Here is a 4342-nt window from a genome sequence, read left to right on the forward strand (position 1 = left end):
GCAGTTTAGTTGAGGAAGAAAAATTAAATATTAAGATAATAATGCTCAGAATATTTTCTGAGCGTTTTAGTTTGCTGTTTATAATGCTTTTCTAAAGCCTGCTGAATAAAGAATGAACAATATAATGAATTTTTGTGATTGTATGTCGGTGTTCGATAATATATAAGAGTTATTCCGTAAAACAGTTGGTTTTGTTTTGCTGTTCTTTATAATTTTTCACTTTTACAATAGAACTTGATTCGAATCAATTTTTATTTCATAGAAACATCCTATACTAGAGTCATCAACAAGGAATACAAATGAAAATGAAATTGGAGGGAATCAACATGCAAAGATATATATTAAGTAAAAAGAATTCTATTACACTGATCAGTGCAATTTTGATTGCATTTGCATTCTTCGGACGATTTTCCTTAGACAACATGGCCATTTTCAATTGGTCGCTCATCATTGCATCCATTCTTGGTGTGGCGCCGATTGCAATCCAAGCCTATCAGGCATTAAAAGTAAAAGTTGTCAGTATTGATGTTTTAGTTACCATTGCAGTTATTGGGGCAGTATTGATTCAAAATTATGAGGAATCAGCCATCGTTACTTTCTTATTCTTATTTGGTTCTTACTTGGAGCAACGTACCTTGAACAAAACACGTTCTGCCATTAAAGAATTAACAGAGCTGGCACCAGAAAGCGCTTTAAAGCAAATGGAAAACGGAGAATTTGAAGAAGTAGATGTCGATGATGTAGACGAAGGTGATATTTTATTAGTTAAAACGGGTGCAAAAGTTCCGGTAGATGGAACAGTGTTAACTGGTGAAGGTCACATTAATGAAGCAAGTATTACTGGAGAATCTCTACCTGTAAGTAAAAAGGTTGATTCTGAAGTATTTGCAGGATCTATCTTAGAAAATGGAACGATCCAAATTCGAGCTGATCGTGTTGGAGAAGATACAACATTTGGTAGAATTATCGAATTAGTGGAAGAGGCACAGGATTCAAAATCAGAAGCAGAACGTTTCATTGACCGATTCTCAAAATACTATACACCAGCTGTGTTAGTCCTTGGTTTTATTGTTTGGTTTTTCTCAAAAGATATTGAACTAGCTATAACGATTCTTGTTTTAGGATGTCCAGGTGCATTAGTTATCGGGGTTCCTGTATCCAACGTTGCCGGTATCGGAAACGGTGCACGTAATGGTGTCCTCCTAAAAGGTAGTGAAGTTATCAATGACTTTAGCAGAGTAGATACTATCGTTTTTGATAAAACAGGAACATTGACAGTAGGAAACCCTGAAGTTGCCGAAAAAGAATTTTACGGAAAAAATACTGAAGAGGTTCTAGGATATTTAGCAAGTGTGGAGCGTGAATCGGACCACCCACTAGCGAAAGCTGTTCTACAGGATATTGGCGAGACAACTTTCTCTACTGTTGAAGAAACCGAAGTCGTTAAAGGTGGCGGAATTGTAGCAAAAATAGGTGTTCATCGTGTAGCCGTTGGTAACGTAGCTTTAATGGAAAAGGAAAATGTGAAATTAAGCGAAAAAGCTAAAAAAGACGTCGAACGCTTTGAGAAAAATGGGAATTCTCTTGTGTTAACTGCGGTCGACGGAGAATTAAACGTTCTGATGGGTATTCGGGATCAAATCCGTCCAGGTGTTAAAAAAGATCTTCAAAAACTGAAAAAACTAGGGGTCAAAAACCTTGTCGTTCTTTCTGGGGACAACCAAGGAACCGTAGATTTAGTTGCTCGAGAACTTGGGTTAACAGAAGCACATGGTCATATGCTACCGGAAGGAAAATCTGCTTATATCGAAAAAATGCAAGCAGAAGGCGGGATCATTGCCTTTGTCGGTGACGGAGTGAATGATAGTCCTTCACTAGCCTTAGCAGATATCGGAATCGCCATGGGAAGTGGAACAGATGTTGCAATTGAAACATCAGATGTTGTTTTAATGAATTCTGACTTTAGTCGTTTACCACACGCATTAGGCTTAACAAAATCAACTTCAAGAAACATGAAACAGAACATTACCATTGCAGTTGGTGTGGTATTAGTCTTACTTGCCAGCCTACTATTTAGTGAATGGATGAATATGTCAATCGGGATGTTGGTTCACGAAGCAAGTATCTTAGTAGTCATCTTGAATGGTATGAGATTGCTTCGATACCGTTTGAGAGAATAATTTTAATAGAAAGCAGTCTTGATGAATGATAAAGGGGAAGTATTCAGGTAGGAAGAACAAAATACTCCCCTACTTTTTCTTAAAACTTGATTTGCATCAATTTCATTTCGTTGAACCTGAACTATACTTAAATTGTAAAGAAGAAGAGGGAAAACAAAAAAATCAAAGATAAGATGAAAGGAGAAATAATTCATGCAAAAAGCAGTTATTCAATTAGAAACATTATCTTGTCCATCTTGTATGCAAAAGATTGAAAATGCGGTGAAAGGATTAAACGGGGTTAATCAAGATAGCTTAAAAGTATTATTTAATGCCAGTAAAGTAAAAGTAGATTTTGATTCAGAAACGATCACCATTAACGATATCGAAAAAGCCATTGAAGACTTAGGATATCCAGTCGTCAAATCAAAAGTAAAATCGGCCTAAGACCAAAAAACCACAAGAAAGAGGGAACGAATAATGTCTGAACAAACATTTAACGAAGTAATAACAAACCATTTTGAAAAGCTGGATTTATACACCACTGCAATTACACGGGCCCATGGTAAGAATCACCCAGAAGCCTTTGAAGTACGTGAATTGTTTGAAACAATTAGTGGAAAAGTAAAAGACGCAGGTACGAACAAACCTGACTTAGATGCTGAATTTGCTCAATTACGAAAAATCACAGACAACTACACCATTCCTGGAGATGTATGTGAAACGTATGCAGGCACATTCGAGATGTTATCAGAAGTAGATAAAGCATATCAGGCTTAAAGTAACTCAAAAACAAAAGAATAGATTGGTTTACGGTCGTTAAAAAATGAAGGGGGAAATGATTTATGCAAAAAGCAACGATTCAATTAGAAACCTTATCTTGCCCATCTTGTCTCCAAAAGATTGAAAATGCGGTGAAAGGAATAAACGGTGTGAATCAAGATAGCTTGAAAGTAATGTTCAATGCAAGTAAAGTAAAAGTAGATTTTGATTCAGAAGCAGTCGCTATTAACGATATCGAAAAGGCAATTGAAGACTTAGGATATCCTGTTGTCAAATCAAAGGTAAAACCTGCTTAATCGAGTGAATAGAAAGAAAGCCTAGGATGCCCTCTTAGGCTTTTTATAAAAGGGAGAGGTTATTTTGGAACAAAACCAATGTTGTCATCACCAACATGGACATGCAGAATGTATTCGTATTGTTCCCATTTTCAACCATTTGGAAGACTCACAAATGGATTTGATTGCGGAATCTGCCAAGACACTTCATCTTAAAAAAGGGGAAATGTTATTCCGTGCAGATGAGGAAGATGATACCTTATATATTATCAATTCAGGTAAGGCTCGGATTTACCGCTTATCGGATTCTGGAAAAGAACAACTTGTTCGCATTTTAAATCCTGGTGATTTTACAGGTGAAGTCGCCATTTTCCAACCTGGAAGGATTCATGAGAATTATGCGGAAGCACTACAAAATACATCTATTTGTTTAATTAAACGAGGTGATTTACAGAAGTATTTGGTGGAATATCCGCAGATCTCATTAAAAATACTGTCAGAAGTAACGATGCGTTTAAAGGATTCTGAAAAACAAACCACACAAGTAGCGATTGAAAATGTAGAAACCCGCATTATATCCTTTTTAGCTGAGAATATTGAAAAGGGAAGTGGCAATAGTCCAACGATTATCTTACCAATGTCCAAAAAGGATTTAGCCTCGTATCTTGGTACCACACCAGAAACAATCAGCCGTAAATTTACTACTCTAGAAGAACTTGGATTGATTAAACAGTTACCGAAAAAGAAAATTAAAATAATGGATTTAGATCAATTGTTACTTCATACTGAATAAATATAAGCAGAGTAGCGTGCCATCATTAACGTGTTAAGTTTAATAGTACAAAACATAAAATAACAAACCTTTTAGCAATCCAATTAGCATATAAAATGGATTGCTAATTTTTGTTGATTTAACAATGTTTATCTACAAAAAGAAAGAGAAATGGCTACTTATTTGGCACTTATTTTACCAAGATGACATAAACTTGTGTCAACTGCATAATTCATTAGCAAAACACCCCCTAATAACTAAGCTAATTCCTCTGATAAATAACTAAGTAATTGGCAATTTATGTTAAAATTATAATTTGGATTGTGAATTAGTGTACTTAAAGTAACGGGTGC

At 35.6% G+C, this 4342-nt stretch carries 5 protein-coding genes; all 5 read left to right on the forward strand.

Going from position 1 to position 4342, the window contains the following annotated elements:
- The first annotated feature begins 326 nt into the window (after positions 1 to 326).
- The 5 genes from BQ6100_RS20780 to BQ6100_RS20800 all read left to right on the forward strand — a co-directional run bounded on the left by BQ6100_RS20780 (position 327) and on the right by BQ6100_RS20800 (position 4010).
- Positions 327 to 2180 (forward strand): heavy metal translocating P-type ATPase, encoded by a 1854-nt coding sequence (locus BQ6100_RS20780; protein ID WP_026907431.1) that lies wholly within the window; start codon positions 327 to 329, stop codon positions 2178 to 2180.
- 192 nt (positions 2181 to 2372) lie between these two features.
- Positions 2373 to 2606, forward strand: coding sequence for a heavy-metal-associated domain-containing protein (locus tag BQ6100_RS20785; protein ID WP_026907430.1), 234 nt, complete (start codon positions 2373 to 2375; stop codon positions 2604 to 2606).
- Between the two features lie 33 nt (positions 2607 to 2639).
- Positions 2640 to 2939 (forward strand): hypothetical protein, encoded by a 300-nt coding sequence (locus BQ6100_RS20790; protein ID WP_026907429.1) that lies wholly within the window; start codon positions 2640 to 2642, stop codon positions 2937 to 2939.
- Positions 2940 to 3004: 65 nt separating this feature from the next.
- On the forward strand, positions 3005 to 3238 hold the full coding sequence (locus BQ6100_RS20795) for a heavy-metal-associated domain-containing protein (protein WP_026907428.1): 234 nt from the start codon (positions 3005 to 3007) through the stop codon (positions 3236 to 3238).
- Positions 3239 to 3302: 64 nt separating this feature from the next.
- Positions 3303 to 4010 carry a Crp/Fnr family transcriptional regulator gene (locus tag BQ6100_RS20800; protein ID WP_026907427.1) on the forward strand — a complete coding sequence of 236 codons (708 nt, stop codon included), beginning with the start codon at positions 3303 to 3305 and terminating at the stop codon, positions 4008 to 4010.
- The last annotated feature ends 332 nt before the right edge of the window (positions 4011 to 4342 follow it).

This window comes from Bacillus massilinigeriensis (assembly GCF_900117315.1).
GTDB lineage: Bacteria > Bacillota > Bacilli > Bacillales > Cytobacillaceae > Bacillus_BE > Bacillus_BE massilionigeriensis.